Raw genomic sequence first — 4,102 nt, 5'->3', positions numbered from 1 at the left:
GCGTGGACGGCCGCCAGCGCTTCGGCGAGCCCCGCGGGAGAGCTTTCGCCCCCCCCTCGGCAGGGGAGCCACCGCTTCAGGTGTTCGGGATCACTGCATCACGGCGATGGCGAGCGCACGCCGGGCACGCCGCGAGGCGCGCTCCGCCCTGCGCTGCATCCGGCGAGCGGTCGCCAGGCGCGCGGCCTGACGTTCCCGCTCGGCCTCGTGCAGTCGCTCGCGCATATGCGCACGAGCCAAGGCTTCTGGGATGAGTTGCATCTCTCGGGTCCTGTTCTGACGCGAGCCGGTGGCGGCACCGGCAGTGGTGAAGTCTGGGGTCGCGGAGCCTGCGGGCTCGCTGGTGGACGGCTTCATCGGGGCCTGCTTCTTGGGGTCGTGCGTGAGGGGGCGGTCGATCGTTCCGAGGATGTTCATGCCGTGACCGGGTTCTTGCGCGGGCGGCCACGCGGCCGCTTGCGGGCGACGACGACCCCCTGGACGAACAGCTCGCCACCCCAGACGCCCCAGGGCTCACGCCGCTCCTTGGCACCGGCGAGGCAGGCCTCGATCAGCGGGCAGGTGCGGCAGAGGGACTTGGCGTACTCGACGTCGGCCGGCGACTCGGCGAAGAAGACCTCCGGGTCGTAGGAGCGGCAGGGGACGGGTACGCCGAGGTTCTCGATGGCGTCGTCGAGCGCGGTGAGCGCGGTGAGCGGGATCAAGGTGGAGTCCTCCGTGAGGCCGGGCGGGGGGATCGTTTCGGAAGGCGGTACGGACGGGGCGTGCGCTTCGAGTTGCACGGATGTTCTTCCTCGTCTGGTCGTTCCGGTCGGTGGACCGGTTGGCGGCTGGTACCGGGTTCTGCTCTTGCCCCGAGGCCCCTTCGCTCCGCTCTCCCCGTTCGGGGAAAACAGAAGGGCCGCGGATCCCGGATGGGGTTCCGCGGCCCTGAAGGCGCCGGCCTGATCGATCAGGCTGGATCACTCCAGGGTTCTGGCCCACGGAAGGCCCACATCAGGTGGTGCTGCGTCGTCTGCTTCCGGTCTTCGGCACCGGCTGCCGTAAAGGCATAGGCCTTGGCCTGTGCCTTTACTGCTTCCAGCGCCTGGGTCGGTCGCTCGTTGCCCTCACGGACGGGAAGACCCGCGAGAGAGACAACGGAGGACGCCGGACGCACGGCAGAGATGCCGGACAGACCGGTGCCCAGGTTCGAGACGCCGAGCATGCACACGGAGACGGCCGAGAGATCGGTCATTTTGGCCGCGCTGATGGTGGTCTTGATGCTGATCACTGGACTCGCCTCCTCTCGGCGTCTAGGGGACTGGGGTGAGCCAGCCCACTCGGATATGCAAGTACAACACGGAACCGGGCCTTCGAGAAGGCCGCCGCTTCCGTGCTTAGAACCTATGGGGATTGCTGGCGCATGCGCAAACTATTTTTTCGACGAGTTCGCATCAGTCGTCGACATCTGCTCCCCCAGGCTGCCGACCTGCGCAGATGGCCAGAACATCGGCGCCGTAACGGGTGAGCTTGCGCGTGCCGACGCCCGGGATGCGGGCCAGTTCGCGATCGTCGTCCGGAGCGCTCTCCGCGATGGCCATCAGCGTCCGGTCGGTGAAGACGCAGAAGGCGGGCTGGCCGCTGAGCCTGGCCTGGTCCGCACGCCAGTCACGCAGCCGTTCGTAGAGGCCCTCGTCCATGTCGGACGGGCAGTCGTCGCAGCGCATCAGCTTCATCTCGCCCGCGTCGGTCAGCGTGCGTCCGCAGACCCGGCAGCGGGCCGGGGTGCGCTGGGAGCGCCGGGGCGCGGCGACGGGGCCGCCGCCGAAGCCGCGTTCGACTCCTCCGCCACCGGTGCCCGTGCCACGGCCGACGGTGGCGGTGGAGCCCGGGCGCAGGCCGTCCAGGAAGCGGCTGGGCCTGCGGTTGGCTCTGCCGCCGGGGCTGCGGGAGAGGGACCAGGAGACATGGAGCCGTTCCCTGGCGCGGGTCACACCGACGTAGAGGAGACGGCGTTCCTCCTCGACCTGCTCGTCGGTCTTCGCATAGGTGATCGGCATCATGCCCTCGGCGACACCGACCAGGAAGACGACGTCCCACTCCAGGCCCTTCGCCGAGTGCAGGGAGGCGAGCGTGACGCCCTGGACGGTCGGGGCGTGCTGGGCGCCCGCACGCTCGTCGAGTTCGGCGACGAAGTCGGCGAGGGTGGCGGCGGGCCGGGCGGCGGCGACGTCGTGGGCGAGGTTGACCAGGGCGGCCAGTGACTCCCAGCGCTCCCTGACGGCGCCGGAGCCGGCCGGGGGCTCGGTGGTCCAGCCCTCGCCGGAGAGGACCGCCCGCACCTGGGAGGGCAGGTCCACGACGGCGTCGAGCAGTGCGTCGTTGCCGCCGAAACGGGCCGCGGCACGCAGGGAGACGCCCGCCTTGCGCACCTCGGGCCGGTCGAAGAACCGCTCGGCGCCGCGCAGCTGGTAGGACACCCCGGCGTCGGCGAGCGCCTGCTCGTACGTCTCGGACTGGGAGTTCGTCCGGAACAGGACGGCGATCTCGGCGGCCGGGACGCCGGCGCCCATGAGCTCCCGGATGCGGCGGGCGGCGCCCTCCGCCTCGGCGGGTTCGTCGGCGTACTCGGTGTAGACGGGCTCGGGTCCCGCGGGGCGCTGGGAGACCAGTTCCAGCCGGTGGTCGGCGGCCCGGCCGCTGGCCTGGGCCAGCAGACCGTTGGCGAGGTGGACGACCTGGGGGGTGGAGCGGTAGTCGCGGACCAGCTTGACGACCGTGGCCCCGGGGTGGCGGGTGCGGAAGTCGAGCAGATGGTCGGGGGTTGCTCCTGTGAACGAGTAGATGGTCTGGCTGGCGTCGCCGACCACACACAGGCTGTCGCGCTCGCCCAGCCACAGCTCCAGCAGGCGCTGCTGGAGGGGGCTGACGTCCTGGTACTCGTCGACGACGAAGTGCTGGTACTGGGCGCGCACCTGCTCGGCGATGTCGTGCCGGTCCTGCAGGATGCCGACCGTCAGCAGCAGGACGTCCTCGAAGTCGATGACCGCACGGCTGCGCTTGAGGTCCTCGTAGACGGAGTAGAGCTGGGCGATCTCGGCAGGGTCGCGCGGGGTCTCCCGGCCGGCCTTCACGGCGGCGAGCGGGTAGTCGGCGGGGACGGTCTGGGTGACCTTGGACCACTCGATCTCGGCGGTCACGTCCCGCAGCTCGCCCCGGTCGAGACGGATGCGGCAGGCGGCGGCCGCGTCGGCGACGAGCTGGACCTTGCGGTCGACGAGCCGGGGCAGTGAGCCACCGATCGCTTTCGGCCAGAAGAACTGGAGCTGACGCAGCGCGGCCGAGTGGAAGGTGCGGGCCTGCACGCCTTGGGCGCCGAGCTGGCGCAGCCGACCGCGCATCTCCCCGGCGGCGCGGTTGGTGAAGGTGACGGCGAGCACACTGGACGGCTGGAGGATGCCGGCCCGCACCCCGTAGGCGATCCGGTGGGTGATCGCCCGCGTCTTGCCGGTGCCGGCGCCGGCCAGCACGCACACCGGACCGTGCAGGGCGGTCGCCACCTCGCGCTGCTCGGGGTCGAGCCCTTCGAGCACCGCGTCGGCAGAGTCCGGTACCGGCGGGAAGAGGGAGGAGTGCGTTGCTGCTGTCACACAGCCATGCTGCCAGGTCGCCCGAGACGGCCGTGCCGGTTGTCCACAGGCAGCCCCTTGCAGTCGTACTCATGCGGCAGGCGTCGTGTCGGGCCGGTGCTGCGGGAATGGCGCGCGGGAATGGTGGGTGGGTCGCCTACGTTCTTTCTCTGGACGACCTTCCCGAGCTGCCAGAAGGAGCGCGAGCGAGATGCAGGGCACTGTGACGATGTACAGCACCACGTGGTGCGGTTACTGCCGTCGGCTGAAGAGCCAGATGGACCGCGAGGGCATCGCGTACACCGAGATCAACATCGAGCAGGACCCGGAGTCGGCCGCGTTCGTGGAGAAGGCGAATGGCGGAAACCAGACGGTGCCGACCGTGCTCTTCGGCGACGGTTCGACGCTGACGAACCCTTCGCTGGCCCAGGTGAAGCAGAAGATCGGCGCGTAGACCTTCCGCGAAGGCGGTCCCTGACCGGGTCAGGGAC

5 protein-coding genes are annotated in these 4,102 nt (G+C 70.4%); 1 reads left to right on the top strand and 4 read right to left on the bottom strand.

Features of this window, described 5'->3' with window-relative positions; all coding sequences use genetic code 11:
* Window positions 1–90: 90 nt before the first annotated feature.
* The 4 genes from ABZ646_RS41810 to ABZ646_RS41795 all read right to left on the bottom strand — a co-directional run bounded on the left by ABZ646_RS41810 (window position 91) and on the right by ABZ646_RS41795 (window position 3,632).
* A complete protein-coding gene (locus tag ABZ646_RS41810) occupies window positions 91–417 on the bottom strand; it encodes a hypothetical protein (RefSeq protein WP_360531584.1) in 327 nt (108 codons plus the stop codon).
* The gene (locus ABZ646_RS41805) at window positions 414–782 is read right to left on the bottom strand and encodes a WhiB family transcriptional regulator (protein WP_010984500.1); all 369 of its coding nucleotides are present in this window, start codon (window positions 780–782) and stop codon (window positions 414–416) included. Before ABZ646_RS41805 ends, ABZ646_RS41810 begins: the two co-directional genes overlap by 4 nt.
* 170 nt (window positions 783–952) lie before the next feature.
* Complete coding sequence (locus tag ABZ646_RS41800; protein ID WP_360531581.1) at window positions 953–1,273, bottom strand: hypothetical protein; 321 nt, start codon at window positions 1,271–1,273, stop codon at window positions 953–955.
* Window positions 1,274–1,436: 163 nt separating this feature from the next.
* Complete coding sequence (locus ABZ646_RS41795) at window positions 1,437–3,632, bottom strand: ATP-dependent DNA helicase UvrD2 (RefSeq protein WP_360531578.1); 2,196 nt, start codon at window positions 3,630–3,632, stop codon at window positions 1,437–1,439.
* Window positions 3,633–3,822: 190 nt separating this feature from the next.
* Here ABZ646_RS41795 and ABZ646_RS41790 point away from each other — a divergent pair, with 190 nt between their 5' ends.
* On the top strand, window positions 3,823–4,065 hold the full coding sequence (locus tag ABZ646_RS41790) for a mycoredoxin (protein WP_046730473.1): 243 nt from the start codon (window positions 3,823–3,825) through the stop codon (window positions 4,063–4,065).
* Window positions 4,066–4,102: the final 37 nt, after the last annotated feature.

The organism is Streptomyces sp. NPDC007162, assembly GCF_040634175.1.
Taxonomy (GTDB): Bacteria; Actinomycetota; Actinomycetes; order Streptomycetales; family Streptomycetaceae; genus Streptomyces.
This window is presented reverse-complemented; position numbering and strand designations above follow the sequence as displayed.

Excerpts from the sequence above, each read along its gene's own strand:
- ABZ646_RS41810 (WP_360531584.1), bottom strand. The coding sequence starts at position 417 with ATGAACATCCTCGGAACGATCGACCGCCCCCTCACGCACGACCCCAAG.
- ABZ646_RS41790 (WP_046730473.1), top strand. The coding sequence starts at position 3,823 with ATGCAGGGCACTGTGACGATGTACAGCACCACGTGGTGCGGTTACTGC.